We start from the raw sequence: 25,984 nt of genomic DNA, 5'->3' as shown, positions 1-25,984 counted from the left end.
ACGGTGATCAGAAGAAGTCGGCCCACGGCTGGTCCCAGATCTGCTTGACGCACAGCACCAGGAACAGCAGTCCGGCGACCGTCAGCATGGTGTTGCTGAGCGCGCCGTTGCGCCAGGGCGCGGGCGTGCGGGACGAGTTGAGGAGCCGGAGCAGGGTGCCCGCGAGGAACGGCAGGAAGGCCGCGCCCAGCACGCCGTAGAGGATGATCAGGCGGAAGGGCTGGCCCTGGAAGAGCAGGACGATGGGCGGGAAGGTCAGCCACAGCAGGTACGCGCGGAACGGCCAGGACCGTTCGCGGGCGCCGGAGGCGACCTTCTCGCCCTTCTGCGCCTCCTCGCCCCGGTAGCGGGCGACGAAGTCCGCGAACATCAGGCTCACGCCGTGCCAGACGCCGATGAGGGAGGTGTACGAGGTGGCGAAGAAGCCGATCAGGAAGAACTTCGCGGTCGCCGTGCCGTACTCGTCCTCCAGGATGTCGCCGAGCTGGAGGAGACCCTTGTCGCCGCTCGCGATGGCCACGTTCGCCGAGTGCAGCAGTTCGGCGCCGACGAAGAGCATCGCGACGACGAAGATGCCGGTGGTGAGGTAGGCGACCCGGTTGTCGAGCCGCATCACCTTCATCCAGCCGGTGTCCGTCCAGCCCTTGGCGTTGACCCAGTAGCCGTACGCGGCCAGCGTGATCGTGCCGCCGACGCCGCCGATCAGGCCGAGGGTGTTGAGGATCGAGTCCTTCTCGTCGGGCAGGACGGGCAGCAGGCCCGCGAAGGCGTCCCCGAGGTTCGGGGCGACGCGGACCGCCAGGTAGACGGTGACGACGAACATGACGCCCACCAGGACGGTCATGACCTTCTCGAACACCGCGTACTTGTTGAACCAGACGAAGACCAGGCCGGTCAGGCCGCAGGCGATCGCCCACCACTCCAGGTCCATCACGCCGGGGAACAGCGCCTGCAGGGGCAGCGCGCTCGACGACATCGCCGCCGCGCCGTACACGAAGCCCCAGACCACGACGTACGCGGCGAAGAACCAGGTGGTCCAGCGGCCCAGGGAGGCCCAGCCGTCGAAGAGGGTGCGGCCGGTGGACAGGTGCCAGCGTCCGGCGGCCTCGGCGAGGGAGATCTTGACCAGGCAGCCGACGATCGCGGCCCACAGCAGGGTGTAGCCGAAGTTGCTGCCCGCGATGAGGGTGGCGACCAGGTCCCCGGCGCCGACCCCGGTCGCGGCGACGACGATGCCGGGCCCGATGTACCGCCAACTGGACTTACGGGGACGGGAGTCCGCCGCGCCGACCGGTGATGCCTCTGTGCTTCCCGTGGTGTCCGCCATGCGGGTCAAGTAAGCGCACGGGCGCCGGGGCGGCAAGAGGGCGTGCCGCGATCTGCACCCGATGTCCGCACGGGCGCCACGGGGCCGCTCAGCCGTACTGAAGTCGTACGCTCGTCCCGCCCGGTTCGTCGCGGACGTCCACGTAGGCGCACACCTGACGGGCGAACCACAGGCCCCGGTCCTGCCCGGCCGCCGGGTCCGGCGGTACGAATCCGGCCAGCGGGTCCTCGACGCGGCGCACGGGCCGCAGTTCGCAGACGCAGGCCGGGCCGTCGGCCCACAGCAGCGCCCGGTCGACGGGGCCGAGGGCGGCGGCCGCCTCGGTGACGGCTGTCGCGAACACGTCCGCCTCGGCCGGGGCGAGCCCCTGCACGGTGGCCCAGGTGCGTACGGCTCCGGCGGCGGGGGCCGGTCCGGGGATGCGCTCGGCGGAGCCGGGCGGCGCGGGCAGCGGTACGGCGTCGAGTTCGGCGGCGATCCGCAGCGGGTCCTCGTACACCGCGCAGTCGGGGTGGGTGCGCTGGGCGGCGGCGACGATGGCGGCGCCCGCGACCCGGGTGTCGTAGGCGCACAGGGCGGTGGTGGCCTGGGGCGCGAACAGCAGGTTGGCGAGGGCCTCGTAGCGGATCCACTCGGCGGTCTCGCGGGGCGAACGTCCTGCCCGGCCGCCCCACACGGGTTCCATCAGCAGATGGATACGGCCGCCGGGTCCGGCGTGCGCGGCGAGGTAACCGGCGCCTTGCGCGATCGCGTTGGCGGCGGAGCCCGTGTACCACTCGGTGTGCGGGAGGAGTCCGATGTCGCCGGCCGCGGGGCCGAGGGCGTCGCGCAGCAGGTCCAGGTTGCCGGGGGCGGCGATGACCACGGGCGGCGGTTCGTGCCGTGCGGCGAGTCCCTCGGCGAGGAAGGGGAGCGCCTGCGCCAGGAACTCGTCGTCGGAGCCGAAGACGGCCATGCGGTGGTCGAACGGGCTGGAGCCGGGTGCGGCCGGGACGGTCATCGGCGGGCTCTCCTGACGTCACGGGGAGGCCGGGGGGAGCGGGGGCGCGCCGGTCCCCGCCGCCGTCGCTCCCCCCGCTCCCCCTTGCGCGGACCCTCACCCTTCCCGGCCGTGCGCCGTCGCGCACCCCGGGGTCACACCGGCGGGTGGACTTCGCCCGGGAACGCTCCGGGCGCATGCCGCACGCGTACACTGCGCGGCTCGTTTTCGGCCTGTCCCGGGCGTCGGCCGGTTCTCCACTCTTGAACTGTTCATGCCATACCCCGACCATGAGCCCCGCACCCCGCACCACGTCGTACGTCGCACTGAACCCCACCCCCCACTCCCCCGAGGAGACTTCATGCGACTTCGCACCCGCGGACCGGGCGCGCGCGGCGGCAGACGGGCCGCCGCACTCGCCGCCCTGCTCTCCCTCGCCCTCGCGGCGCCCCTCGCCGAGACCGTCTCCGCGTCCGCCTCCGCCGACAGCGCCGCCGAAGCCGCCCCCTCCGCCGACGACATCCGTCAGTACGAGGTCCGGCTGCACGCGACCCCCGCCGACCGCACGGCACTCCAGCGGACCGGCGTGAGCGTGGACGCCGCCGACGACCACGGCGTCGTCGTCTCCGGCCGCGCCGGCCAGATCGGGAAGCTGAGAGCGCTCGGCTACGACGTCACCCCGCTCGGCGCGGTCCCCGACCGGTCGGCCGGCGAGGGCGACGTCCGGCTGTACGACTTCCCCTCGGCCGACTCCCGCTATCACAACTACACGGAGATGACGGCCGAGATCGACGCGATCGTGGCGGCCCACCCGTCCCTCGCGAGCCGGCGCGTCATCGGCCGGTCCTACCAGGGCCGTGACATCGTCGCCGTCAAGATCAGCGACAACGTCGGCACCGACGAGGCCGAACCCGAGGTGCTGTTCACGCACCACCAGCACGCCCGTGAGCACCTCACCGTCGAGATGGCGCTCTACCTGCTGCGCGAACTGACCTCCGGCTACGGGACCGACGCGCGGATCACCGGCCTGGTGAACAGCCGGGAGATCTGGATCGTGCCCGACCTCAACCCGGACGGCGGCGAGTACGACATCGCCACCGGCTCCTACCGGTCGTGGCGCAAGAACCGGCAGCCCAACTCCGGTTCCTCGGCCGTCGGGACCGACCTCAACCGCAACTGGGCCTACCGCTGGGGCTGCTGCGGCGGCTCCTCCGGGTCGGCGTCCTCCGAGACCTACCGGGGCGCCCGCGCCGAGTCGTCCCCCGAGGTGAAGGTCGTCGCGGACTTCGTGCGCGGCCGGATCGTCGGCGGGAAGCAGCAGATCACGGCCGGCATCGACTTCCACACCTACAGCGAGCTGGTGCTGTGGCCGTTCGGGTACACGTACTCCGACACCACGACCGGGATGACGGCCGACGACCGCAACGCCTTCGCCACCGTCGGCCGCAGGATGGCCGCCAGCAACGGCTACACGCCCGAGCAGTCCAGCGACCTCTACATCACCGACGGCTCGATCGACGACTGGCTCTGGGGCGACCAGCGGATCTTCTCGTACACCTTCGAGATGTACCCGAGGTCCGGCGGCGGGGGGTTCTACCCGCCCGACGAGGTCATCGAGCGGGAGACCTCCCGCAACCGGGACGCCGTGCTCCAGTTGCTGGAGAACGCCGACTGCATGTACCGGTCCATCGGCAAGGAGGCCCAGTACTGCTCCTAGCGGTTACTGGTCCTCGGATTCGGCCTCGGCCTGTTCGGCCGCGCCCTCCTCGAAGTAGGCGTCGAGGACGGCGTCCAGCCGCTCGTCCCACTCCGTGAAGCGGCTCCTGGCCGTCGCCTCGATCTCGATCGGGTACCAGCGGCGGTCAGGAGTGTGCACCGTGATGGTGAACCGCTTCCCGAAGCGCGGGGACTCCGTCTCGACGGCGGCGATCTCGTCCCAGCGGAACTCGCACTCCTGGTCGTCCAGGCGGAGCCGGACTCCCCGGTGGTCGGCGACGATCCGCGCCCGGCGGTCGGCGGCCTCGAACACCGGGCCGTCCACCGGCGCCTCGTCCTCGGCTGCGTCCTCCTGGACGTCCTCCGCCTCGTCCGCCTCTTCGGGCTCCTCGGCGGCGGCCTCCTCGGGCACCGTCTCGTCGGGGTCCGCCGCGGCCGGATCGTCCTTCTCCTGCGGGCCCTTGGGGGCGGCGGACGCGGGCGGGGTGAGCCCGGGGACGAAGGCCGGGTCGAACCCGGCGCCTTCCACCAGGGGCTGGCTGCCTGAACCTATGCGCTGCTCCACAGCCGAGCAGTATGGTCGACAACCCTGTGTCCCGCGCAACCAGCCCCCGCATCGTTACCGAACCCGCGCGCCGCGGGGACTACACGAACAGGCTGAGCACGGCCGCCACCGCGAACCCGGCCAGCGACAGGACGCTCTCCAGGACCGTCCAGGACTTCAGCGTGTCCCGCTCGGTGATGCCGAAGTACTTGGCCACGATCCAGAATCCGCCGTCGTTGACGTGCGAGGCGAAGATCGAGCCGGCCGAGACCGCCATGATGACGAGGGCGACGAACGCCTGCGAGTGGTGCCCCTCGGAGAGCAGGGGCGCGACGATGCCCGCCGTGGTGACGATGGCGACCGTCGCGGAGCCCTGCGCGACCCGCAGCACCAGCGAGATCAGGTACGACAGCACGATGACCGGCAGGCCCACGTCGTTGAAGGTGTCCGACAGGGCCTGGGCGACGCCGCTCGCCTTCAGGACGGCGCCGAAGACACCGCCCGCGCCGACGACCAGCAGGATGTTGCCGACCGGCTTGAGCGATGAAGTGGACACCGTCTCCAGGGACTTGCGGGACCAGCCGCGCCGGATGCCCAGCAGGTAGTACGCGAGGAGCAGGGCGATCGTCAGGGCGACGAACGGGTGCCCGAAGAACTCGATGACCGAGCGGGTGGTGGAGGGGTCCAGGCCGATCGAGGAGAACGTCGCGGCGAGGATCAGCACCAGCGGGGTGCCGATGATCCCGAGGACCGTGCCGAGCGGCACCGGCTCCTCCCGGGGCTCCACGCCGGCCGCCCGCTGCTCGGCGACGACCGCCTCCCGGGCCTCCTCCGCCGCCTCGACCATGTCCTGCGGCACGGCGACGAAGAGGCGCCGCCCGATCCAGGCCGCGTACGCCCACGCGGCCAGCACCGCGGGGATACCGCAGACGACGCCCATGAGGATGACCCAGCCCAGCTCGACGTGGAGCAGTCCGGCCGCGGCCACCGGGCCGGGGTGCGGGGGCAGGAAGGCGTGGGTCATCGACAGGCCCGCGAGGAGCGGCAGGCAGTACAGCAGGATCGACTTGCCGGAGCGCTTGGCGGCGGCGTAGACGAGCGGCGCGAGGACGAAGATGCCGACGTCGAAGAAGACCGGGATGCCGAAGATCAGGCCGGTCACACCCATCGCGAGCGGGGCCCGCCGCTCCCCGAAGAGCCGCAGCAGCCGCGAGGCCAGCACCTCGGCCCCGCCGCTGACTTCGAGGATGGCACCGAGCATGGTGCCGAGCCCGATGATGATGGCGACATGGCCGAGGATGCCGCCCATCCCGGACTCGATGGTGGAGACCGCGTCGGAGCGCTGGACGGTGCCGAAGAGTTCGGTGACGGACAGGCCGGCCATCAGGCCGACGGCTATGGAGACGGCGAGCAGCGCGACGAAGGGCTGGAGCCGCACCTTGATGATCAGGTAGAGCAGCAGGGCGATACCGAGGGCGGCGACCGTGAGCAGTCCGGCCGTGCCGTCGATCAGGTGCAGCAGACCGCCGGTGTGCGGGGGTGTCTCGGGGGCCTGCGCGGCGAGCGGGAGGAGCGAAGGGGGCATCGGGGGTCCTCGGGGTGGGTGCATCCGGCTTTCGGGCAGGGGGCATCGCGGCATGGCGTCGCGGGGGTGGGCGGACACCATGCCGTGCGGGGGGTGCGGCGGGCGGTGCGAGGGAGGCGTCAGCCGAGGACGGCCAGCGCGTCGATCTCGATGAGGAGGCCGGCGGGCAGACCGACGTACACGGTCGTGCGGGCGGCGGGCGGCTGGGTGAGGCCCTGCTCCTCGAAGTAGGCGTTGTAGAGCGCGTTCATCTCGGCGAAGTGGTCCACGTCCGTCAGATAGACGCGGATCATCATGACGTCGTCCCAGGAGGCGCCGCCCTCCTCGAGGATCGCCTTGACGTTGGCGAGGGTCTGGAGGGTCTGCTCGCGCAGGGTGGGACCGGCGGGCGTGGGGGCCTGGCCCTCGACGGCGGGGAGGAAGCCGACCTGACCGGCGACCTGGAGGATGTTGCCCTTGCGCACCCCGTGGGAGAACTTCGCGGGCGGCGTGGTGTGGGTCTTCGGGGTGAGCGCGGTCTTGTCGGTCATGGGGTGTCCTTCGCTGGGGTTCTGCCGGAGTACTCGCCGCTGATGGCGTCGGCGGTGCGGCGCACGAGCGGGAGCAGGGTGAGGAGTTCGTCGGCGGTGACGACGACGTTCGGCGCGGACACCGACATCGCGGCGACGACCCGGCCGTCCGCGCCTCGGATCGGCGCGGCGACGCAGTTGATGGACTCCTCGTGGCCGCCGAGGTCGGTGGCCCAGCCCTGTTCGCGGACCTTGTCCAACTCCCGAAGGAAGGCGGGGGCGTTGGGGGTGGAACGGGACGTGTACATGGGGTAGTCGAGCTGTTCGGCGAGGGCTCGCCGCTCGTGCTCGGGCAGGTCGGCGAGGAGCAGCTTGGCGACGGCCGCGACGGTGATGGCGACGGGCTTGCCGATCCGCGAGTACATCCGCACGGGGTAGCGGCTCTCGACCTTGTCGATGTAGAGCACCTCGTCCTCCTCGTAGACGGCGAGGTGCACGGTGTGCCCGCACTGCTCGTTGAGCCGGACGAGGTGGGGGTGGGCGATCCCGCGGATGTCGAGGTTCTCCATCGCCTCCTGGGCGAGGGCGATGAGGCGGGCGCCGAGCCGGTAGCGCTGGTCGGACTGGCGGTAGACCATGCCGTGTTCGTGCAGGGTGCGCAGCAGCCGCAGCGCGGTGGACTTGTGGACGCCGAGCCGCTCGGCGACCTTGCCCAGGTCGGCGGGGCCCTCGGCGAGCAGCGGCAGGATGCTGAGCGCGCGGTCGACGGTCTGGCTCATGGCGTGGGTACCTCCTCGTCGGCCCGGTCCGCGGGGTGGGTCCGGCCGGGGCCGAGTCGAAGTTTCTCCCACCCGGCGTCGTCGAGGGCCACCAGGGCGTCGGCGGTGTCGCGGGCGGGGGGCGCGGCGAGGTCGGCGGGGCTGGTGAGGGTGGCGGCGGCCCACAGGTGCCCGTGGCGCAGCCGGTCGCGCAGCGGGAGGCCGCGCAGGGTGGCGTGGAGGAATCCGGCGGCGAAGGCGTCCCCGGCGCCGGTCGCGGCGGCGACCCGCACCGTGGGGGCCGGGACGTGCACGGCGGGGCGCCGGGCGTGGTCGAAGGCGGTGGCGCCGCGCGGGCCGTCCTTCACGACGAGCAGCGGCGGTTCGGGCAGCGCGGCGCGGATGGCCTCGGGGCCGCCGGTGACGCCCCAGGCGTCCTGGGCCTCGTCGACGCCCACGAAGACGAGGTCGGCGGCGCGGGCGAGGTCCAGCAGGACGGCGGGGCCTCCGGGGTCACGCCACAGGCCGGGCCGGTGGTTGACGTCGAAGGAGACGAGCGGGCGGTCCTCGCGCGGCGCGGTCAGTTCGCGCAGCAGGCCGAGGCAGGTGCCGGAGAGCGCGGCGGTGATCCCGGACAGGTGCAGGACGCGTCCGGCGCGCACGGCGTCGAGGTCGACGTTCTCCGCGGACATGGCGGACGCGGCGGATCCGGCCCGGTAGTAGGCGACCTCGTGGGCGTCGGTGCCCCGGTCGCCGGCGGTGCGGAAGTAGACGCCGGTCGGGCGGGCGGGGTCGCGGCGCACGGCCGTGACGTCGACGCCGTGGCCGCCGATGGTCTCCACGAGGTGGTCGCCGAAGCCGTCGGCCCCGACCCGGCTGACCCAGCGCACCCGGTGCCCGGCGGCGGCGAGCCCGCAGGCCACGTTGGACTCGGCGCCGCCGATGGCCCGCTCGAACGAGGGGACGTCGGCGAGGCGTCCGGGCCGGGACGGCAGGAACGTGACCATGGACTCGCCGAGCGCGACGACGTCCACGACGCCGGGGGCATTGCGGGGTCCGGTGAAGGTCACGATCGTCGTAGCTCCAGACCTTGGGCGGGCGGATCCGCGGTTCCGTTGACCCGCGGTTGGCCGAGATGTTAGACAGCGACAAGCGACATACGCAATGAGTGTTGCACTCACTGCAACGCCACTGATCAGGGAGGTTCCATGGGGAACGAGGCGCTGGCCCGCCTGTCCGAGGAGCGCGTCGACCACCGCTTCAAGGGCCTCCCGCCCGACGCCGACGGCCTGACCGTCGGGGAGCTGGCCGCCCAGCGGCGCAACCTCTTCACCGGCGGCTTCACCACCCCGGTGCTCGCGCTGTCCGCCGAGCGCCTGGAGCACAACCTCGCCCTGATGGAGACGTACGCCGACCGCCACGGCCTCGCGTTCGCCCCGCACGGCAAGACCTCGATGGCACCGGCGCTCTTCCAGCGGCAGATCGAGCGCGGCGCCTGGGGCATCACGCTGGCCGTGCCCCACCAGGTGCGCGTGGCCCGCGCGTTCGGCTTCGGGCGGATCTTCCTCGCCAACGAGCTGGTGGACGCCTCCGCGCTGCGCTGGATCGCCGGCGAGCTGGCCGACCCGGAGTTCCGCCTCGTCTGCTACGTCGACTCCGTGTCCGGCGTACGCCTCATGGACGCCGCGCTGCGGGACGCCGGGGCCGGCCGGCCGCTGGACGTCGTCGTGGAGCTGGCGGCGGGCGAGGGCGCGCGCACCGGCGTCCGGACGGACGAGGAGTGCGCGGCCGTCGCGGACGCGGTCGCCGCCACGGAAACCCTCCGTCTGGTCGGGGTCGCCGGGTACGAGGGCGAGGTGCCGCGGGCGGACCCGCAGCGGGTGCGCGCCTGGCTGCGCCGGCTGGTGGCGCTGGCGGCGGGCTTCGACGAGGCGGGCCGGTTCGCGGGCCTGGACGAGATCGTCGTGAGCGCGGGCGGCAGCGCCTGGTTCGACACGGTCGCCGAGGTGTTCGCGGAGATCCCCGCCCTGTCGGTGCCGGTGCTGAAGCTGCTGCGCTCGGGCGCTTACGTCTCGCACGACGACGGCCACTACCGCAGGCTCACCCCGTTCAACCGAGTGCCGGGCGAGGGCGCCCTGGAGCCCGCGTTCCGGCTCTGGACGCAGGTCGTCTCCCGCCCGTCCCCCGGCCAGGCGTTCGCCAACGCCGGCAAGCGGGACGCGGCGTACGACCTCGATCTGCCCGTCGCCCAGGTGGTCCGCCGGGACGGTGTGGAGCACCCCGCCACCGGCATCACCGTGACCGCGCTGTCCGACCAGCACGCCTGGCTGGAGACGACCGGCGAGGCGGACCTGGAGGTCGGGGACTGGCTCGGCCTGGGACTGTCCCACCCGTGCACGGCGTTCGACAAGTGGCAGCTGATCCCGCTCGCCGAGGCGGACGGGACCGTCGTCGACTACATCCGCACGTTCTTCTGAGGAGGGGCCGGTCGTGGAAGAGCTCGTCATCCGGGACGCCGACGTCGTCGACGGCAGCGGGGGTCCGTCCTACCGCGCCGACGTGGTCGTGGACCGCGGCAGGATCGTGTCGATCGTCCAGGAGGCCGCCGCGGCCGGCTGCCAGCGGCCGAAGGCGCGCCGCGAGCTGGACGCGGAGGGGCTGGTCCTCTCCCCCGGCTTCGTCGACATGCACGCCCACAGCGATCTGGCGCTGCTGCGGGACCCCGACCACAGCGCCAAGGCCGCCCAGGGCGTCACCCTGGAGGTGCTCGGCCAGGACGGGCTGTCGTACGCGCCCGTCGACGACCGCACGCTGGGCGAGGTGCGCAGCGCCATCGCCGGCTGGAACGGCTCCGGCGACGACATCGACTTCGACTGGCGGTCCGTCGGCGAGTACCTGGACCGCCTCGACCGGGGCATCGCGGTGAACGCCGCCTACCTGATCCCGCAGGGCACGGTCCGGGCGCTCGTCGTCGGCTGGGAGGACCGGGAGGCGACACCGGCCGAGCTGGACCGGATGCGCGCCCTGGTCGCCGAGGGCCTGGAGCAGGGCGCGGTCGGCCTGTCGTCGGGGCTGACGTACACACCGGGCATGTATGCGCGGGACGCCGAACTGACCGAGCTGTGCCGGGTCGTGGCCCGGTACGGCGGCTACTACTGCCCGCACCACCGCTCCTACGGGGCCGGGGCGCTCGAGGCGTACGAGGAGATGGTGGCGCTGACCCGGGAGGCGGGCTGCGCGCTGCATCTCGCCCACGCCACCATGAACTTCGGCGTGAACCGGGGCCGCGCCCCGGAGCTGCTGTCCCTGCTGGACAAGGCGCTCGCCGAGGGCGCCGACATCAGCCTCGACACCTACCCGTACACGCCCGGCTGCACGACCCTGGTGGCCCTGCTGCCGAGCTGGGCGAGCGAGGGCGGGCCCGAGGCGGTCCTCGCGCGGCTCGCGGACGACGCGACGGCCGAGCGGATCCGGCACGACCTGGAGGTGGTCGGCGCGGACGGCTGCCACGGCGTGCCCGTCGAGTGGGAGACGATCGAGATCTCGGGGGTGGCCGAGCCCGCGCTGGCGGACCACGTGGGCCGTACGGTCCGGGAGACGGCGGACGCGCGCGGCGAGGACCCGTGGACGACCGCGCGCCGGCTGCTCCTGGGGGACCGGCTGGGCACGACGATCCTGCAGCACGTCGGCCATGAGGAGAACGTCCGGGCGATCATGCGGCACCGCGTCCACACGGGCGGCTCGGACGGCATCCTCCAGGGCGCCAAGCCGCACCCGCGCGCGTACGGCACCTTCCCGCACTATCTCGGGCACTACGTGCGGGAGTTGGGGGTGCTGTCGCTGGAGGAGTGCGTGGCGCATCTGACCTCGCGCCCGGCGAAGCGGCTGCGGCTGCCGGACCGGGGCCTGGTCCGCGAGGGGTACCGGGCGGACCTGGTGCTGTTCGACCCGGAGACGGTGGCGGCGGGCTCCACGTTCGAGGAGCCGCGCACGCCACCGACGGGCATCCCGCATGTGCTCGTGGACGGCCGTTTCGTCATCGAGGACGGCCGCCGCACGGACGTACTGGCGGGCCGGGCGGTCCGCAGGACCGGTTAGCCGGCCCTACGGCGTGCCGGTCACGGCTTGGGAAGCACGCAGCCGCTCGCGCTCAGGTTCAGCTTGTTGCCGGTGCCGAAGCAGGTGGGGATCTGGTAGATCTGCTGGGCGTAGTTGATGCCCTGGCGGACGGTGACGTTGCCGCTCTCGTCCACCTCGCACGGGTTGTTGACCGTGCAGCGCTGGCCGTCCTCGTTGCCGGTGTTGTTGACGGCGACGACCCGCTTCGTGGCCTGGTCGATCACCGGGGAGCCGGAGGTGCCGCCGATGGTGTTGCAGGCGGAGGTGTAGCGGACCGAGTCCTTGAAGGTCCAGTCGCCTTCCTTCAGGCGGTACGCGAACCCGTCGACGTTGCAGTTGTAGAGCCGCTTCCAGTAGCCGGAGGCGACGGTGATCGCGGTGCCGGCGGCCGGGCGGGTGTCGGACACGGTCAGCGCGCTGATCCCGGTGGAGCTCTTGATCTGCGCGTACGTGCTGGTGAGCTGGTAGATCGACACGTCCGTGTCGGTCATGGTGCCGTAGGCGATCTTGCTGGCCCGCAGGGTGGCGACCTTGGAGCCGGACGCGTTGAGCAGGCTGAAGGTGCGGCTGGACGACCGGTTGACGACGACCTGTCCGGGACCGGGCATGCCGGTCTCCAGGCAGTGGCCGTTCGACAGGACGAGCGCCGGGTCGCTGTCCTGTGACTTCGGGAAGCGCACGACGGAGCCGGAACAGTTGCTGAGCGCCACGGTGCCGGCGAAGTCGACGGCCTGGGCGGTCGGCTTCAGCGCCTGTTCGAGACCGGCGGTGACGGAGGCGACGGTGTCCCGGACCACCGAGGTGACCGAGCCCGTCCCGGCACCCTTGCCGAAGGACGGGGCGGTGTCCGCGGGAGCCGCGGCCACGGGTGCGGCGCCGGCCCCGGCCAGGGCCAGGGCGAGGAGGGTGGCGCCGAGAGGTTTTCTCATGTGGGGGTCCCCTCATACGAGGAGGGTGACCGGAGAATCTCCGGCCACCCGCGCTTTTGTCATGCGCATTCTCACTCAGGAGACGGGCCCCGACAAGGACTTGATGACCGGCGCTTTCGGGCCGTAGGGCTTTCCCTACCACCGGGTACGGAAGGTTTCGGCGCGGCGGCGCAGGACCTCCACGCCAGGGTGGCCGGATCACCACAGGCGGCCCGGCGCACACGCGCTCTACGAACTCGCCCTGCGCACCGGCCGGCTTCGAAGCGGCCGTCGACATGACCACGGCCGCAGATGGCAGGCCGCTCGGCGACGGGCTGTGGGACATATCCCTCTCCATCGGCGCCAGGGCCTGACACGCGAGGGCCCGCATCGGCAGCAGGCGGGCCAACGATGTGTCAGGCGCGGCCGCGACACACGTCGTGGACACCGTCGAGGGCACCCGCGCCGTCACCCTCTACACCACTCGCCCGCACGGCAACCTCACGCTTGACATCGGCGAGCGCAAGCATGCCGTCCTGCCGCGAATCAGCCTCGCCAACGTGGTCCGGTGGGCATCGGACGCCCCGACGGAGTTGGAGTTCACCGGCCGATGCACGCTCGCCGGATACCCGGAGGGTGCTTTCACTGTGGCCATGGAGAGCGAGCAGAGTGCCACGGCTGTCTTCAAGGTCTCCCGGGTGCTCACCGGCGTCCCGGGCGGGTTTGGCGTACCAGGGCAGCGCGCGGCGGCGCCATTTGGCCGGTTCGCCCTGCAGGTCGCCAGAACCGACCTCGTCCGAGCCGTGACCCGGTCCATCAGGGGCTGAAGGGGGAAGCGTCACGTGGTGCAGCAGTGCCTCTTCGTGATCCGCAACCCACGCCCCCGTGGCCGTCGGCCGGGCGGCTTCACCTTTCGTCGAAGGCGTTCTGCCGGCTGTGCGGCGGCGGCCGGCCCCCGCTTGCCCTGGTGGAGCGGGGTCGCCGTCTCGTGCGGGCGCTACCCGTTCGGCTGCACCTGGGGCGTTGCGGTCCTCACGCTCAAGCGGCCTGGACGGGGCCGCGGAGCAGGGGCGGGAGGGGCCGCCGAGACTGTAGCGGCGATATCAGCCCAAACCATCGGGTCTCACGTGGCGGGAAACACGACGCAACCCGGCTTACCGGGCCGTAAGCTCCTGCCATGCAGGTGATCCAGTCGACCAAGCTCGCCAACGTCTGTTACGAGATCCGGGGCCCGGTGCTCGAGGAGGCGATGCGGCTCGAGTCGGCGGGGCATCGGATCCTCAAGCTGAACACCGGCAACCCTGCAGCGTTCGGCTTCGAGTGCCCGCCCGAGATCCTGGAGGACGTCCTCCGCAACGTGTCGTCGGCCCATGGCTACGGCGACGCGAAGGGCCTGCTGGCCGCGCGCCGGGCCGTCGTCATGCACAACCAGACCCTCGGCATCGAGACCGACGTCGAGCACGTCTTCATCGGCAACGGCGTCTCCGAGCTGATCGTCATGGCGATGCAGGGACTCCTCGACGACGGGGACGAGGTGCTGGTCCCGGCGCCGGACTACCCCCTGTGGACCGCGGCCGTCTCCCTGTCCGGCGGCACCGCCGTGCACTACCGGTGCGACGAGCAGTCCGACTGGATGCCCGATCTCGCCGACGTCGAGCGCAAGGTCACCGACCGCACCAAGGCGATCGTCATCATCAACCCCAACAACCCGACGGGGGCGGTGTACGACGAGGCCGTCCTGCGCGGGCTGACGGACATCGCGCGGCGGCACAACCTGCTCGTCTGCTCCGACGAGATCTACGACAAGATCCTCTACGACGGCGCCCGGCACACCCCGACCGCCGCCGTCGCCCCCGACCTGCTGACCCTCACCTTCAACGGCATGTCGAAGGCGTACCGGGTGGCCGGCTACCGGGTGGGCTGGATGGCGATCTCGGGCCCGCGCGCGCACGCGGACTCCTACATCGAGGGCCTGACCATCCTGGCGAACATGCGGCTGTGCGCGAACATGCCGGGTCAGCACGGGGTCGTCGCCGCCCTGAGCGGCCGGCAGACCATCAACGACCTGGTGCTGCCGGGCGGGCGGCTCAAGGAGCAGATGGACGTCGCCTACGAGTTGCTGACCGCCATCCCGGGCGTGAGCTGTGTCCGCCCGAAGGGCGCGCTCTACCTCTTCCCGCGCCTGGACCCCAAGGTCTTCAAGATCAAGGACGACCGGCAGATGGTCCTGGACCTGCTGCGCAGCGAGAAGATCATGGTCGTGCAGGGCACCGGCTTCAACTGGCCGGAACCGGACCACTTCCGGGTGGTGACCCTGCCCACGGCCACCGACCTGCGGGACGCGATGGGCCGGATCGGCCGCTTCCTGGACGGATACGGCCAGCCGTGACCGTATGTACGTGTACGGTCCACTTTTTGCTTCCAGCTCAACTTTAGACGAGATCTAAGCTAGGATGGCTTCCTGTCAGCGCACAGGAGGCCATCCCCCATGTACGAACCGATCCGCACCAAGTCGATCCACAGCACGATGGCCGGCGGCACCGACTTCCCCCACCGCTCGCGCGAGGAGGAGCTGGACATCCAGCTCGCCGGTCACCTCGCCGCGCTGCTCGCCGTCACGGACGAGCTGCGCGCCACGGCACCCTCGCGGGACCTCGACCTCGCGGCCGAACGGCTCGCCGAGCAGGTGACCCGGCTCCGGGAGGGACGCCCGCCGGCCCGCTCCGCCGCCGCGGCCGACCCGGCGCGGCTGGCGACCCTGCACCGCCGTGCGCACGCTCTCGCCGGGCGCGCCCTGGTCGTCGCCGCGTCCCGCGCGGACACCGCCGCGGCCATCCTCGCCGCCGAACGCATGGACGCGCACGCCGCGGCCCAGGCGTCGCAGGAACTCACCGGGGTCTGAGACCCCACCCCTGGCTCTTTCCGCAGGCCCTCGCCGTCAGGCGAGGGCCTGCCGCCGCTCTCGTCCCGTCGGGGCGGACGGGAACCGGCGGCGGCAGGCCCGGGGCCCCGCACGCCGTTGTACGGGGCCTCGCCGGTCCGGGAGGCGGTCACCGCGGCCGGCCGTGACGATGTAGCTGGTCAGGGCACGATCGGAGCCGGCCGCGGCGTCTTGGGGGGCTGTGCTCAGCCCAGGCGCTCCACCAGCGCGTGGTACTGGTCCCACAGCTCCTTGGGCGTGTGGTCGCCGAAGGTGTTGAGGTGCTCGGGGACGAGCGCCGCCTCCTCGCGCCAGACGTCCTTGTCGACGGTGAGCAGGTAGTCCAGGTCCGCGTCGGACAGGGCGAGGCCCGCCGTGTCGAGGGCGCCCTTGGCGGGCAGGACGCCGATCGGCGTCTCGACGCCCTCGGCCTTGCCGTCCAGACGCTCCACGATCCACTTCAGGACCCGGGAGTTCTCGCCGAAGCCGGGCCAGACGAACGTGCCCTCGTCGTTCTTGCGGAACCAGTTGACGTAGTAGATCCGCGGCAGCTTGGACTGGTCCTTGTCCTTGGCGACATCGACCCAGTGGGCCATGTAGTCGCCCATGTTGTAGCCGCAGAACGGCAGCATGGCGAACGGGTCGCGGCGCAGCTCGCCGACCTTGCCCTCGGCCGCGGCGGTCTTCTCGGACGCCACGTTGGCACCGAGGAAGACGCCGTGGTTCCAGTCGAAGGACTCCGTCACCAGCGGTACGGCGCTCGCGCGGCGCCCGCCGAAGAGGATCGCGGAGATCGGCACGCCCTTGGGGTCCTCCCACTCGGGCGCGATGATCGGGCACTGCGAGGCGGGCGTGGTGAAGCGGGCGTTGGGGTGGGCGGCCGGGGTGCCGGACTCCGGCGTCCAGTCGTTGCCCTTCCAGTCCGTCAGATGGGCCGGGGTCTCCTCCGTCATGCCCTCCCACCAGACGTCGCCGTCGTCGGTCAGCGCGACGTTGGTGAAGACCGAGTTGCCCCACAGCGTCTTCATCGCGTTGGCGTTGGTGTGCTCACCGGTGCCGGGCGCGACGCCGAAGAAGCCGGCCTCGGGGTTGATCGCGTAGAGGCGGCCGTCCTCGCCGAAGCGCATCCAGGCGATGTCGTCGCCGATCGTCTCGACGGTCCAGCCGGAGATCGTGGGTTCCAGCATGGCGAGGTTGGTCTTGCCGCAGGCGCTCGGGAAGGCGGCGGCCACGTACTTGGACTCGCCCTGCGGCGGGGTCAGCTTGAGGATCAGCATGTGCTCGGCGAGCCAGCCCTCGTCGCGGGCCATGACCGAGGCGATGCGCAGGGCGTAGCACTTCTTGCCGAGCAGGGCGTTGCCGCCGTAGCCGGAGCCGTAGGACCAGATCTCGCGGTCCTCGGGGAAGTGCGAGATGTACTTGGTGGAGTTGCAGGGCCAGGGGACGTCCTCCTGGCCGGGCTCCAGCGGGGCGCCCAGGGAGTGCACGGCCTTGACGAAGAAGCCGTCGGAGCCGAGCTCGTCGAGGACGGCCTGTCCCATCCGGGTCATCGTGCGCATGGACACGGCGACGTACGCGGAGTCGGTGATCTCGACGCCGATCGCGGACAGCGGCGAGCCGAGCGGGCCCATGCAGAAGGGCACGACGTACATGGTGCGGCCGCGCATGGAGCCGCGGAACAGGCCCCGCTCCCCCTGGAAGACCTCCCGCATCTCCGCCGGGGCCTTCCAGTGGTTCGTCGGGCCCGCGTCCTCCTCCTTCTCGGAGCAGATGAAGGTCCGGTCCTCGACGCGGGCGACGTCGGTCGGGTCGGAGGCGGCGTAGTAGGAGTGGGGGCGCTTGATCGGGTCGAGCTTCTTGAAGGTGCCCTTGGCGACGAGCTCCTCGCACAGGCGCTCGTACTCGGCCTCGGATCCGTCGCACCAGACCACGTTGTCCGGCTGCGTCAGTTCGGCGATCTCGTTCACCCAGGTGACGAGTGCCTGGTGCTGGGTGGGAACGACGGGGGGAGCCGCGTTGTCACGCGCCACGGTTGCTCCTAAGTGAGGGATTTTGTCCTTGATATGCCCTTGTGTGCCCCGTGGGGGCCTCGACCCGGACGCCGCACTGACTGGATCGCGTCGCGCTCATCCGGTGCCGACCGCACTCATTTGATCATCCGACGCGTCCGCGCATATGTCCAGAGGGCGTCACAAGTGAGCGGCGTGAGGATCGCCACTCATCCGGATGTTTTCGATCCGTCATCACGGACTCACCCCGGGTACACGTGCCTCGGGAGCCCCGTGAGACGATGGCCACTTCGGGCCCTCATCAGGCCGCCGAGAGGCATAAGTTACGGTTCCGTAGGTACGATTTCCTCATGACTAAGCCCGTCCCCGACGCGCCCACGGACACGCCGGCCGACGGCCGGGAATCCGGCGCGCCCTCCCTGCCGCACCAGATCGCCCACCACGCCCAGCAGCTCGGCGAGGAGATCAAACCGAAGCTCCGCGGCTGGCTGCACCTGGGCATGTTCCCGGCCGTGCTCGTCGCCGGGCTGGTCCTCACGGCCTTCGCGGACTCCCCGCGCGGCCGGCTCGCCTGCGGGATCTACACCCTCACCGCCTGCCTGCTGTTCGGCGTGAGCGCGCTGTACCACCGGGGCAACTGGAGCCGTCGCATGGACGGCGTCCTGCGCCGGCTCGACCACGCCAACATCTTCCTGATCATCGCGGGCACCTACACCCCGCTGACGATCCTGCTCCTGCCCGGCGCCAAGGGGCAGTGGCTGCTCTGGGGCATCTGGGGCGCCGCCGCGGCCGGCATCGTCTTCCGGGTCTTCTGGGTCGGCGCGCCCCGCTGGCTCTACACGCCCTGCTACATCGCGATGGGCTGGGCCGCCGTCTTCTTCCTGCCGGACTTCATGCACACCGGCGGTGTCGCCGTGCTCGTGCTGGTGATCGTCGGCGGCCTCCTCTACAGCGCCGGCGGCGTGGTCTACGGCATCAAGCGCCCGAACCCGTCACCGCGCTGGTTCGGATTCCACGAGGTCTTCCACTCCTTCACGCTGGCCGCGTTCATCGCGCACTACATCGGCATCTCCCTCGTCGCCTACCAGCACGCCTGACCGGCGTCCACACCGAGGAAAACGTCGCGGGACCGTCGACGCCGGCCCGGCCCTGCTGACGTCCCCGGGGCTCACGCGCCCTGCCGTGACATCCTGACGGGGTGAACGGTCCCGAGATCCACGTCGAGTTCGCGCCCGAGCTGCACCTGTTCGTCGCCGGTGCCCGGCGGCACGGCGCCACCCCGCTCAGCACCGACGGCGTCTCCACCCTCGGCCATGTCGTGGAGTCCCTCGGCGTCCCGCTCACCGAGGTCGGCACCCTGCTCGTCGACGGCCGCCCCGTCCCCGTCGCGCACGTCCCGCGGGCCGGCGAGTCCGTCACCGTGCGGCCCGTCGAACGCCCGCAGCGGGTGCCCGGCGCCCCCCTGCGCTTCCTGCTCGACGTCCACCTCGGCACCCTCGCCCGCCGGCTGCGCCTCCTCGGCGTGGACACCGCGTACGAGTCGACCGACATCGGCGACCCGGCGCTCGCCGCCCGCTCCGCCGCCGAGAAACGGGTCATGCTCAGCCGTGACCGGGGCCTGCTGCGCCGCCGCGAGCTGTGGGCCGGCGGCTACGTCTACAGCACCCGCCCCGAGGAGCAGTTGCGGGACGTCCTCGACCGCTTCCGCCCGGACCTGCGCCCCTGGACCCGCTGCACCGCCTGCAACGGCACGCTCCGGCAGGCCACCAAGGACGAGGTCGCCGACCAGCTCGCCGGCGGCACCCGGCGGACGTACGACGTCTTCGCGCAGTGCACCGCGTGCGGGCGCGCCTACTGGAAGGGCGCGCACCACGAACAGCTGGAGGCCATCGTGGAGCGCGCCCTCACCGAGTACACGGGCTAACGCCTGCCCAGGTCGCCCTTTCCGCAGGCCACGCCGTCCCGGTCCGGGTCGAGGCGCAGCGGGTCGTCCTGGCCGTTGACCTTCAGCCGGCCATAGTCGTTGTCCTTCAGCCAGTCGCAGCGGGCCTTCGTCGTCGCCTTCACGGCCGGCGGGAAGTCCGTCGGCACACAGACGTTGGCGGAGCCGTAGTGCCGGTCGCAGCCGGAGACGGTCGGGGCGACCTTCTGCGCCGTGCGCTTCTGGCCGGGGCCCGTGACCTTGCCCTGGAGGTCGTCGGCGAAGGCGTGGACGTGCGCGGAGGCGTCCTTGGCGCTGAGCGCCTGCGGGCCGTCCAGGTGCACCCACTTCGCCACCGACGGCACCCCGTTCGCGTCCACCGCGAAGAGCATGTACCAGCCGGGCGGCGCCAGGTTGGGGTTGCTCGTCACGTTCAGGTCGACGTTGTTCCCGTCCACCGACAGCGGCAGGTCGACGAACCGCTGGTTGGGGTCGGAGGAGTGGGTGACCGCGGCCGGGCGGATCAGCTCGGCCTTGGCGATGGGCCGGTCGACGGTGATCCGCTGGGTGTCGCCGTACGTCCACTCGGTGTCGATCACCGAGGTGATCGTGGGACGTTCGCCCTTGAGCAGATAGGGCGGGGTGTAGATCGACACGTCGTGGTTCCAGGAGCCGTTGCCCGGGTTGTCGCCGGTCGCCATGACCCGGCCGTCGGGCAGCAGGAACGCCGAGGAGTGGTAGCCGCGCTCCTCCGGGTCGGCGGCCACCGGGTCGAAGGTGCCGGTCGCCGGGTCGTAGATCGACGACTCGTACACGGGGTCGGCCCGGTTGTGCAGGGCGCCGCCGGTCTCCAGCACCTTGCCGTCGGGCAGCAGCACCGCGGAGACGTACATCTTGCCCTGGTCGCCGGTCTCGGCGACCTTGCCGGCGCCCAGGTCGACGGTGCCCTGCGGCAGCGGCGGCCCGGCCACGTACGACGGGTTCGGCTGCTTGAGGTCGATGACGTCGGTGAGGCGGTTGGCGTCCGGGTTGGAGTCGATGTTGCCGCCGCCGATGGTGAGGACCTTCTGGTCCTGTGCGGGCGGCAGCAGCACGCTCGCGGACTGGTCGCGCTCGTCCTTGTTCCGCAGGCCCGGGACCTGGGTGACGGTGTTGGCGTCGTAGTCGTAGATCGCCGCGCCGGTGCCCGGGATGTTGTTCCCGAAGACATGACTGCCGGAGTAGAACAGCCGCCCGTCCTGCATGAGGATCATCGACGGGTACAGACCCCAGTACGACCAGGTCTGGTTGACCTTCCAGAGCTCCAGCCACTTCTGCTCGGCGTCCGACCACCGCTCGGCCGTCACCGAGCCGGTCGAGTCCTCGCGCAGCCCGCCGAAGGAGATGACGTCGCCGTTGCCGAGGATCGTCGCCGACGGGTACCAGTGCCCGTCGTTCATGTCGTTGGTCCTGCTGTACGTCTCGGTGACCGGGTCGAAGATGTACGAGTCCTTGTAGCCCTGGTAGCCGACCGTGCCGTCGGCCGACGGATAGCCCTTGTTGCCGCTCATCACGAGGACCCGGCCGTCCTTCAGCTGGACGTGCCCGGCGCAGAACATGTCCTTGGGCGTCGGGATCTGCTTGTACGTGCCGTTCTGCGGGTCGTAGACCGCGCTGGTGAACGTGCCCGCCTCGAACATCTCCTCGCTGTTGCCGGACCCGGCGATCAGCAGCACCTTGCCGTTGTTGAGGACGACGGAGTGCATGGAGCGGACCGGGTTCCGCGTGGGCAGCACGTCCCAGCGGCCGTCCGCGCACTCCTCGGCGGTGCCCGTGCACTCCGGGTCCGGCACGGGCTCGGCGACCTGGTCCATCGTGTAGTCGTCGGTGGTGACCGAGCCGGTGCCGTACACGGAGACGCCCCACGCGATCCGGTCGGTGCCGGCCGGCACCTCGGGCGTGCGGACCGTCGCCTCCGTCCAGGCGGCGGCCATGTCCAGCGTCTTCAGGTCCGTCCAGTACTGCCAGCCGGCGGTCGCGTCGTGCCGGAACAGGGTGATCGACGTGTCCGGCGTCGTCGACCTGTACCAGAGCCCCAGGTCGTACTGCTTCCCCACCGAGACGACCGGCGCGCACTCGGCGGTCTCGGTGATGAGCGCCTTGCGGTCGCCCTCGGTCCGCCGGGTCAGCGTCACCTTCATCGCCTTGGACCCGGAGTGCGCGTCGGCGACCGTCTCGAAGGTGAAGTCGTTGTCGCCCCACCCGGACTTCTCCCAGCAGTACGGCATGTCGTCGCCGCCCGCCGTCTCGAACCCGGGGTTCTTCACGAGGTTGGCGGCGGACGCGGGCTGGGGCGCGGTGAGGAGCAGCCCCGTGGTGAGGCCCGTCACGGCCAGCAGGGCCGTCCTGGATCTGGATCTCATGCGGTACTCCTCGCTGTGCGGCTGCGGCTCCTGCGGGGCAGATAGACCAGCGCCTCGGTACCCACGAAGCGCAGGACGAACGTGATGACCAGGGCCAGCGCCGTCGCGGGCAGCACGGCGAGCCCGAACCGGCCGACGAGCAGCGCGATCAGCGGGATGCGCAGCACCAGGTCGGCGTTGGCGAGCAGCGCGAACCGGACCGTGCGGTCGGCCCAGTGCCGGTGGGCGCGCCGCTCACGGAACAGCAGCTTCTCGATCAGCAGGAAGTTCCATGCCACCCCGAACTGGTTGGCGACGATCTCGGCCGGCAGATAGTGCAGGCCGGCCCCGGTCATCGCCCACAGCGCGGCCAGGTTCGGCACGAAACCGGTCAGCCCGATCAGCCCGAACACCACCATCCGGGCCAGCGGGCTCGCCGTGCGCAGCCCCGCGAGGTGCCGCAGGAAGCGGCGCCCCTCCGCCGCCGTGGACTTGGACTCGCCCGCGAACCGCTCCTGGAACACGAACGGCACCTCGGTGACCGTCCGGGGGCGGCTGCGGACCGCCAGCTCCAGCAGGATCTTGTAGCCCAGCGGCTTGAGGGCGTCGGCGGCGATGTCGCTGCGCCGGATCGCGAAGAAGCCGCTCATCGGGTCGCTGATGCCGTGCAGCCGGCGCGGGAACAGGGCCTTGGTCAGCCAGGTCGCGCCCCGGGACACGGCGATCCGGTAGCCGCCGGCGAGCCCGGCCCGGCTGCCGCCCTCGATGTACCGGGAGGCGACGACGAGTCCGGCGTTCGCGCGTTCACCGGTGGCCACCAGCTCCGGGACCAGGGACGGCGGGTGCTGGCAGTCGCCGTCCATGACGACGATCCAGTCCGAGCCGGCCGCCTTCATACCCTCCACGACCGCGCCGCCGAGCCCGCCGACGGGCTCGTCCCGGTGCAGCACGGTGACGGGGAACGGGCAGTCCTTGGCGGCCTCCTCGATGACCCGCGGGGTGTCGTCGGTGGAGTCGTCCACGAAGACGACCTCGCAGGGCAGCCGGGCCGGCACCGACTCGGTGATCTGGTGCAGCAACTGCCGTACGTTCGCCGACTCGTTGAACGTGGGCACGACGATGGTGACGGCTCCCGGCTCGGGAACCTCGACGGGCTCGACGGCCGGATCGTCCAGCCGGCCGGAGGCCGTGTACTCGTGGGTCATCGAACGCCTCCGGCGGAAGTCTGGATCTGGCGGATCTCGATACGGTCCTCGCCGCTGCCGAACACGGCGACCGGCTCGGAGTGCTCCATGGCTGCCTTCACGTTGGGCAGGTCGACGGCGTCACGCCGGACCGTCGGGGACGCCACGACGTAGTCGAGGTCCTTCCAGCCGCGCGGCATCGTCTTCGTGACGGCCGGGTCGAGGTCGGCCTTGTAGAACCAGATGACGCCCCGTCCCGGTTCGTACCCGGCGTGCACCAGGTCGAGCCACAGCGCGTCGTCGACCAGGACCCGGGTGTCCGCCGGGTCCTCCACCTCGGTGGCCAGCCACTTCGAGGCCGCCCGGTAGGGGGCGTTGGCGTCGGCGGTGACGGCGGTGCGGTCGCCGTCGTACCAGCGCGGGACGACATAGGAGCCGGCCGCGATCGCCAGCACCGCCGCCAGGGCGTACCGGCCCGCGGTGACCGGGCGGGGCTCGCTCTCCGCGCGCCGGCGCCGCAGCACGGCGTGCGCGACGGAGGCCGTCCCCCCGGCCAGCACCAGGGCGAGGAACGGCAGCGCCTGGATGACGTACATCGCCGGCAGGTAGCCGCTCGGGCGCAGGGCGACCAGGGCGAGGATCACGACGGCGGCCGACGGCCCGGCCAGCGCGCGGGCGGTGACGGACCAGCGCCAGGTCACCAGCAGCAGGAGGGCGCCCGCGAGACCGCCGACGATGAGGACCCGGTCGTAGTACAGCCACGACTGGAGCACGCCCCAGGAACCCGAGCCCTCGTCGAGGATGAAACCGGAACCGGGCCGGGTCATCTGGTACGTGATGCCGTCCCACAGCGAGACGTGCCCGCTGCCCGGCAGCAACTCGCCCTTCAGCAGGGCGAACAGCGGGTAGGACAGGCCGATCAGCGCGCACGCCGTGATCGCCCCGGTGAGGGCGAACTTGCGGGTGTCGCGGTGGCTGTGCCGCCACATGGTGACCAGCACCGCCGGGAGCACGAAGAGCATCGTCTCCTTGGTCAGCACGGCCGTGGCGGCCGCGATGCCCGCGCCGAAGTGGTGCCACAGATGACGGCTCGGCGAGGCGGCCAGCGCGAACGCCAGCAGCGTCCACATCACCGCGAGGTTGTCCAGGAAGATCTCCCGCTGGAGCACCACCGACAGCGGCGACAGGCCGAACAGCACCATGCCGAGCCCGGCCGCCCAGCGCGGCAGCGACAGCCGCCGCCCGAGGACGTAGACCAGCACCGCGCTGATCGCGCTGACGACGAGCATCGCCGCCCGCATGGTGCCCACGGTCATCGACCCGGGGCTGAGCGCGGACGGGATCCAGGTCAGCACGGCGATCTGGATCCAGCCCAGCGGCGGATGGTCGTACCAGTAGGTGTAGTGGGCCAGGCCGCGGCCCTCCTGGACGGCCCAGGCCTGGGCGAGATAGGTGCCCTCGTCGTCGCTGAGGGCCGGGTAGTCGGCGATGTTCCAGCCCTGGACGACGAGGATCGCCACCAGGAGGACACCGCACAGGAGCAGGTCGGAGCGGGACGAACGCAGCCGCGAGGGCGCTGTTCGACCGGTCGGACGGGCCGTGGACACAGGCCGGCGCTGCGCGGGGACCTTCGGAGTGGTCACCGCGGGAAGGGTGGAGGTCACGCGGGGACGTCCTCTCGGAGGTCACGGGTCACGGCGGCGCCGTCCAGATGCGCGCCGACATGGCTGGTCAGCTCCCAGTCGTTGCGGCCGCGCTGCTCGCGCCACACGGCGCGGACGGCGGCCCCCGCGAGGAGCACCTGGTAGAAGGGGCCGCCCACGACGAGCTTCAGATAATGGACGAGGCGCACCCGCAGCCCGTACTGCCGCCCGAAGTCGTGCAGTCCGACGAGCTCGAACACGAACGTGACGAGCGCGGTGACGGCCGGCAGGAAGGTGATGAACGCGATGCCCACCGGCACGTCGAGGAACACCGCGATCGCGATGTTCAGCGGGATGACGAGCCCGGTGAACGCCTGCATGAACGGCGTCATCAGCGTGTACCGGGCGAGCAGCCGCTGCCCGAACGTGGGCAGTTGCTTCCAGTCCTTCTTCCGGTAGACCTGGAGGAAGCCCTGGTTCCAGCGGGTGCGCTGCTTCAGCAGCGACATCAGGCTGCCGGGCGTCTCCTCCCGGGTCACCATGTCGGAGTCGTAGGCGACGACGACCTTCTTGCCGACGCTGGAGAGCCTGACCCCCAGGTCGCAGTCCTCGGCCAGGCAGTCCGGGTCCCAGCCGCCGGCCTCGCGCAGCACGTCGGTGCGGACGAAGACCGTGTTGCCGCCGAGCGGGATGAACCCTTTCTGCGCGTGCAGGTGCAGCCGCGAGCGGAACCAGAAGAAGTACTCCAGGCAGTTGCGCAGGCTGTACCAGCTGGAGTGGAAGTTGATCAGCTGGACGCCGCCCTGGACGACGTCCGCGCCGGTCGTGCGGAACGCGTGGTCCACATGGGCCAGCAGCTCCGGGTGGACCTGGTCCTCGGCGTCGAACACCCCGACGACATCACCGCGGCAGTGCGGCAGCGCGGTGTTCATCGCCTTCGGCTTGTTCTTCTTCTCGTGCGTGTCGACGACGACACGGACCCGCGGGTCGCGGGCTGCCGCCCGCTCGGCCACCTCGGTGGTCTCCGGGTCGTCGTGCCCGACGATCACGATGATCTCGAAGTCGGTGTGCGTGGACTCCAGCAGCCGCTGGATCGTGTGGTCCAGCACGGCCTGTTCGTGCCGGGCCGGCAGTAACAGGGAGAACGACACATGGTCGTCCCCGTCCGGTCTGCTGAACCGGGTGGAGGCGAGCACTTCGGGCGTACGCCACGCGTGCATCTGCCACCACAGGGTGAAAGCCGCCATCCAGAACAAGGCCAGCGAGACGACGGCTATGAAGACAGACGTCAGCAACAGATCCCCCCAGATCCCCAATGCCCCCTGTCGCGACGGTGGGCCACACCGGTCGCGGCACTGTGCAGAGATTAGGAGGAATGTGTGAAGTTCGCAGACGCTTTCGATGAAGAGCGCGTTTCCTCACAACCGGAGGCGAGAGTGAACAATTCGCGCGCCACCCGCGTAACCGCCCCGATCCGCGCC

General features: G+C 71.4%; 21 protein-coding genes. 8 read left to right on the top strand and 13 right to left on the bottom strand.

The window, feature by feature from the left end:
• Nucleotides 1-7: 7 nt before the first annotated feature.
• Complete coding sequence (locus tag F8R89_RS22470; protein WP_151785622.1) at nucleotides 8-1,327, bottom strand: Nramp family divalent metal transporter; 1,320 nt, start codon at nucleotides 1,325-1,327, stop codon at nucleotides 8-10.
• A gap of 88 nt (nucleotides 1,328-1,415) precedes the next feature.
• Nucleotides 1,416-2,327 (bottom strand): MEDS domain-containing protein, encoded by a 912-nt coding sequence (locus F8R89_RS22465; RefSeq protein ID WP_151785621.1) that lies wholly within the window; start codon nucleotides 2,325-2,327, stop codon nucleotides 1,416-1,418.
• A 340-nt stretch (nucleotides 2,328-2,667) separates the two neighbouring features.
• Here F8R89_RS22465 and F8R89_RS22460 point away from each other — a divergent pair, with 340 nt between their 5' ends.
• Nucleotides 2,668-4,023 carry a M14 family metallopeptidase gene (locus tag F8R89_RS22460; RefSeq protein ID WP_151785620.1) on the top strand — a complete coding sequence of 452 codons (1,356 nt, stop codon included), beginning with the start codon at nucleotides 2,668-2,670 and terminating at the stop codon, nucleotides 4,021-4,023.
• A gap of 3 nt (nucleotides 4,024-4,026) precedes the next feature.
• Here F8R89_RS22460 and F8R89_RS22455 read toward each other — a convergent pair whose 3' ends face one another.
• From F8R89_RS22455 to F8R89_RS22435, 5 genes are all read right to left on the bottom strand, one after another.
• A complete protein-coding gene (locus F8R89_RS22455; RefSeq protein WP_151785619.1) occupies nucleotides 4,027-4,587 on the bottom strand; it encodes a hypothetical protein in 561 nt (186 codons plus the stop codon).
• 79 nt (nucleotides 4,588-4,666) lie between these two features.
• Nucleotides 4,667-6,151, bottom strand: coding sequence for a GntP family permease (locus F8R89_RS22450; protein ID WP_151785618.1), 1,485 nt, complete (start codon nucleotides 6,149-6,151; stop codon nucleotides 4,667-4,669).
• A gap of 119 nt (nucleotides 6,152-6,270) precedes the next feature.
• Entirely contained in the window at nucleotides 6,271-6,681 is a 411-nt protein-coding gene (locus tag F8R89_RS22445; protein ID WP_062671532.1) for a RidA family protein, read from the bottom strand.
• The gene (locus F8R89_RS22440) at nucleotides 6,678-7,439 is read right to left on the bottom strand and encodes an IclR family transcriptional regulator (RefSeq protein WP_151785617.1); all 762 of its coding nucleotides are present in this window, start codon (nucleotides 7,437-7,439) and stop codon (nucleotides 6,678-6,680) included. The genes F8R89_RS22445 and F8R89_RS22440 overlap by 4 nt, the downstream gene beginning before the upstream one ends.
• Nucleotides 7,436-8,488: a sugar kinase gene (locus F8R89_RS22435; RefSeq protein ID WP_151785616.1), complete on the bottom strand. Its 1,053-nt coding sequence runs from the start codon at nucleotides 8,486-8,488 to the stop codon at nucleotides 7,436-7,438. The genes F8R89_RS22440 and F8R89_RS22435 overlap by 4 nt, the downstream gene beginning before the upstream one ends.
• 138 nt (nucleotides 8,489-8,626) lie before the next feature.
• Between F8R89_RS22435 and F8R89_RS22430 the strand changes: the two genes are divergently transcribed.
• Together F8R89_RS22430 and F8R89_RS22425 are read left to right on the top strand one after the other, a co-directional pair.
• Complete coding sequence (locus tag F8R89_RS22430) at nucleotides 8,627-9,895, top strand: amino acid deaminase (RefSeq protein WP_151785615.1); 1,269 nt, start codon at nucleotides 8,627-8,629, stop codon at nucleotides 9,893-9,895.
• A gap of 13 nt (nucleotides 9,896-9,908) precedes the next feature.
• Nucleotides 9,909-11,516 carry an N-acyl-D-amino-acid deacylase family protein gene (locus F8R89_RS22425; protein ID WP_151785614.1) on the top strand — a complete coding sequence of 536 codons (1,608 nt, stop codon included), beginning with the start codon at nucleotides 9,909-9,911 and terminating at the stop codon, nucleotides 11,514-11,516.
• A gap of 20 nt (nucleotides 11,517-11,536) precedes the next feature.
• Here F8R89_RS22425 and F8R89_RS22420 read toward each other — a convergent pair whose 3' ends face one another.
• The gene (locus F8R89_RS22420; RefSeq protein ID WP_151785613.1) at nucleotides 11,537-12,466 is read right to left on the bottom strand and encodes a S1 family peptidase; all 930 of its coding nucleotides are present in this window, start codon (nucleotides 12,464-12,466) and stop codon (nucleotides 11,537-11,539) included.
• A gap of 419 nt (nucleotides 12,467-12,885) precedes the next feature.
• Here F8R89_RS22420 and F8R89_RS22415 point away from each other — a divergent pair, with 419 nt between their 5' ends.
• The 3 genes from F8R89_RS22415 (at nucleotide 12,886) to F8R89_RS22405 (ending at nucleotide 15,347) form a co-directional block, all read left to right on the top strand.
• Nucleotides 12,886-13,272, top strand: a complete 387-nt coding sequence (locus F8R89_RS22415; RefSeq protein ID WP_151785612.1) for a hypothetical protein — start codon at nucleotides 12,886-12,888, stop codon at nucleotides 13,270-13,272.
• Between the two features lie 350 nt (nucleotides 13,273-13,622).
• On the top strand, nucleotides 13,623-14,834 hold the full coding sequence (locus F8R89_RS22410; RefSeq protein WP_151785611.1) for a pyridoxal phosphate-dependent aminotransferase: 1,212 nt from the start codon (nucleotides 13,623-13,625) through the stop codon (nucleotides 14,832-14,834).
• Nucleotides 14,835-14,933: 99 nt separating this feature from the next.
• The gene (locus F8R89_RS22405; protein WP_151785610.1) at nucleotides 14,934-15,347 is read left to right on the top strand and encodes a hypothetical protein; all 414 of its coding nucleotides are present in this window, start codon (nucleotides 14,934-14,936) and stop codon (nucleotides 15,345-15,347) included.
• Nucleotides 15,348-15,571: 224 nt separating this feature from the next.
• On the opposite strand, the gene F8R89_RS22400 is transcribed toward F8R89_RS22405, so the two are convergent.
• Nucleotides 15,572-17,395 carry a phosphoenolpyruvate carboxykinase (GTP) gene (locus F8R89_RS22400; protein ID WP_151785609.1) on the bottom strand — a complete coding sequence of 608 codons (1,824 nt, stop codon included), beginning with the start codon at nucleotides 17,393-17,395 and terminating at the stop codon, nucleotides 15,572-15,574.
• Between the two features lie 329 nt (nucleotides 17,396-17,724).
• Between F8R89_RS22400 and trhA the strand changes: the two genes are divergently transcribed.
• Both trhA and F8R89_RS22390 read left to right on the top strand, forming a co-directional pair.
• A complete protein-coding gene (trhA, locus tag F8R89_RS22395) occupies nucleotides 17,725-18,471 on the top strand; it encodes a PAQR family membrane homeostasis protein TrhA (protein ID WP_151785608.1) in 747 nt (248 codons plus the stop codon).
• A gap of 101 nt (nucleotides 18,472-18,572) precedes the next feature.
• A complete protein-coding gene (locus F8R89_RS22390; RefSeq protein WP_151785607.1) occupies nucleotides 18,573-19,298 on the top strand; it encodes a Mut7-C RNAse domain-containing protein in 726 nt (241 codons plus the stop codon).
• Here F8R89_RS22390 and F8R89_RS22385 read toward each other — a convergent pair.
• From F8R89_RS22385 to F8R89_RS22370, 4 genes are read right to left on the bottom strand one after another with little or no spacing between them, the layout of a single operon-like run.
• Complete coding sequence (locus F8R89_RS22385) at nucleotides 19,295-21,697, bottom strand: galactose oxidase-like domain-containing protein (RefSeq protein WP_151785606.1); 2,403 nt, start codon at nucleotides 21,695-21,697, stop codon at nucleotides 19,295-19,297. The two genes, F8R89_RS22390 and F8R89_RS22385, sit on opposite strands and share 4 nt — an antisense overlap.
• Nucleotides 21,694-22,881 (bottom strand): glycosyltransferase, encoded by a 1,188-nt coding sequence (locus F8R89_RS22380; RefSeq protein ID WP_151785605.1) that lies wholly within the window; start codon nucleotides 22,879-22,881, stop codon nucleotides 21,694-21,696. Before F8R89_RS22380 ends, F8R89_RS22385 begins: the two co-directional genes overlap by 4 nt.
• Complete coding sequence (locus F8R89_RS22375; protein WP_151785604.1) at nucleotides 22,878-24,524, bottom strand: ArnT family glycosyltransferase; 1,647 nt, start codon at nucleotides 24,522-24,524, stop codon at nucleotides 22,878-22,880. Before F8R89_RS22375 ends, F8R89_RS22380 begins: the two co-directional genes overlap by 4 nt.
• A complete protein-coding gene (locus F8R89_RS22370) occupies nucleotides 24,521-25,798 on the bottom strand; it encodes a glycosyltransferase (RefSeq protein ID WP_151785603.1) in 1,278 nt (425 codons plus the stop codon). The genes F8R89_RS22375 and F8R89_RS22370 overlap by 4 nt, the downstream gene beginning before the upstream one ends.
• Between the last annotated feature and the right edge of the window lie 186 nt (nucleotides 25,799-25,984).

It is taken from the genome of Streptomyces sp. SS1-1, from assembly GCF_008973465.1.
GTDB lineage: Bacteria > Actinomycetota > Actinomycetes > Streptomycetales > Streptomycetaceae > Streptomyces.
The sequence above is the reverse complement of the archived record's forward strand: the minus strand, read 5'-3'. Positions and strand labels throughout refer to the sequence as shown.

Bases quoted from the DNA above. Each gene is read 5' to 3' on its own strand.
- F8R89_RS22470 (WP_151785622.1), bottom strand. From the start codon at position 1,327: ATGGCGGACACCACGGGAAGCACAGAGGCATCACCGGTCGGCGCGGCG.
- F8R89_RS22465 (WP_151785621.1), bottom strand. From the start codon at position 2,327: ATGACCGTCCCGGCCGCACCCGGCTCCAGCCCGTTCGACCACCGCATG.
- F8R89_RS22460 (WP_151785620.1), top strand. From the start codon at position 2,668: ATGCGACTTCGCACCCGCGGACCGGGCGCGCGCGGCGGCAGACGGGCC.
- F8R89_RS22450 (WP_151785618.1), bottom strand. From the start codon at position 6,151: ATGCCCCCTTCGCTCCTCCCGCTCGCCGCGCAGGCCCCCGAGACACCC.
- F8R89_RS22445 (WP_062671532.1), bottom strand. From the start codon at position 6,681: ATGACCGACAAGACCGCGCTCACCCCGAAGACCCACACCACGCCGCCC.
- F8R89_RS22440 (WP_151785617.1), bottom strand. From the start codon at position 7,439: ATGAGCCAGACCGTCGACCGCGCGCTCAGCATCCTGCCGCTGCTCGCC.
- F8R89_RS22430 (WP_151785615.1), top strand. From the start codon at position 8,627: ATGGGGAACGAGGCGCTGGCCCGCCTGTCCGAGGAGCGCGTCGACCAC.
- F8R89_RS22420 (WP_151785613.1), bottom strand. From the start codon at position 12,466: ATGAGAAAACCTCTCGGCGCCACCCTCCTCGCCCTGGCCCTGGCCGGG.
- F8R89_RS22410 (WP_151785611.1), top strand. From the start codon at position 13,623: ATGCAGGTGATCCAGTCGACCAAGCTCGCCAACGTCTGTTACGAGATC.
- F8R89_RS22405 (WP_151785610.1), top strand. From the start codon at position 14,934: ATGTACGAACCGATCCGCACCAAGTCGATCCACAGCACGATGGCCGGC.
- trhA (WP_151785608.1), top strand. From the start codon at position 17,725: ATGACTAAGCCCGTCCCCGACGCGCCCACGGACACGCCGGCCGACGGC.
- F8R89_RS22385 (WP_151785606.1), bottom strand. From the start codon at position 21,697: ATGAGATCCAGATCCAGGACGGCCCTGCTGGCCGTGACGGGCCTCACC.
- F8R89_RS22380 (WP_151785605.1), bottom strand. From the start codon at position 22,881: ATGACCCACGAGTACACGGCCTCCGGCCGGCTGGACGATCCGGCCGTC.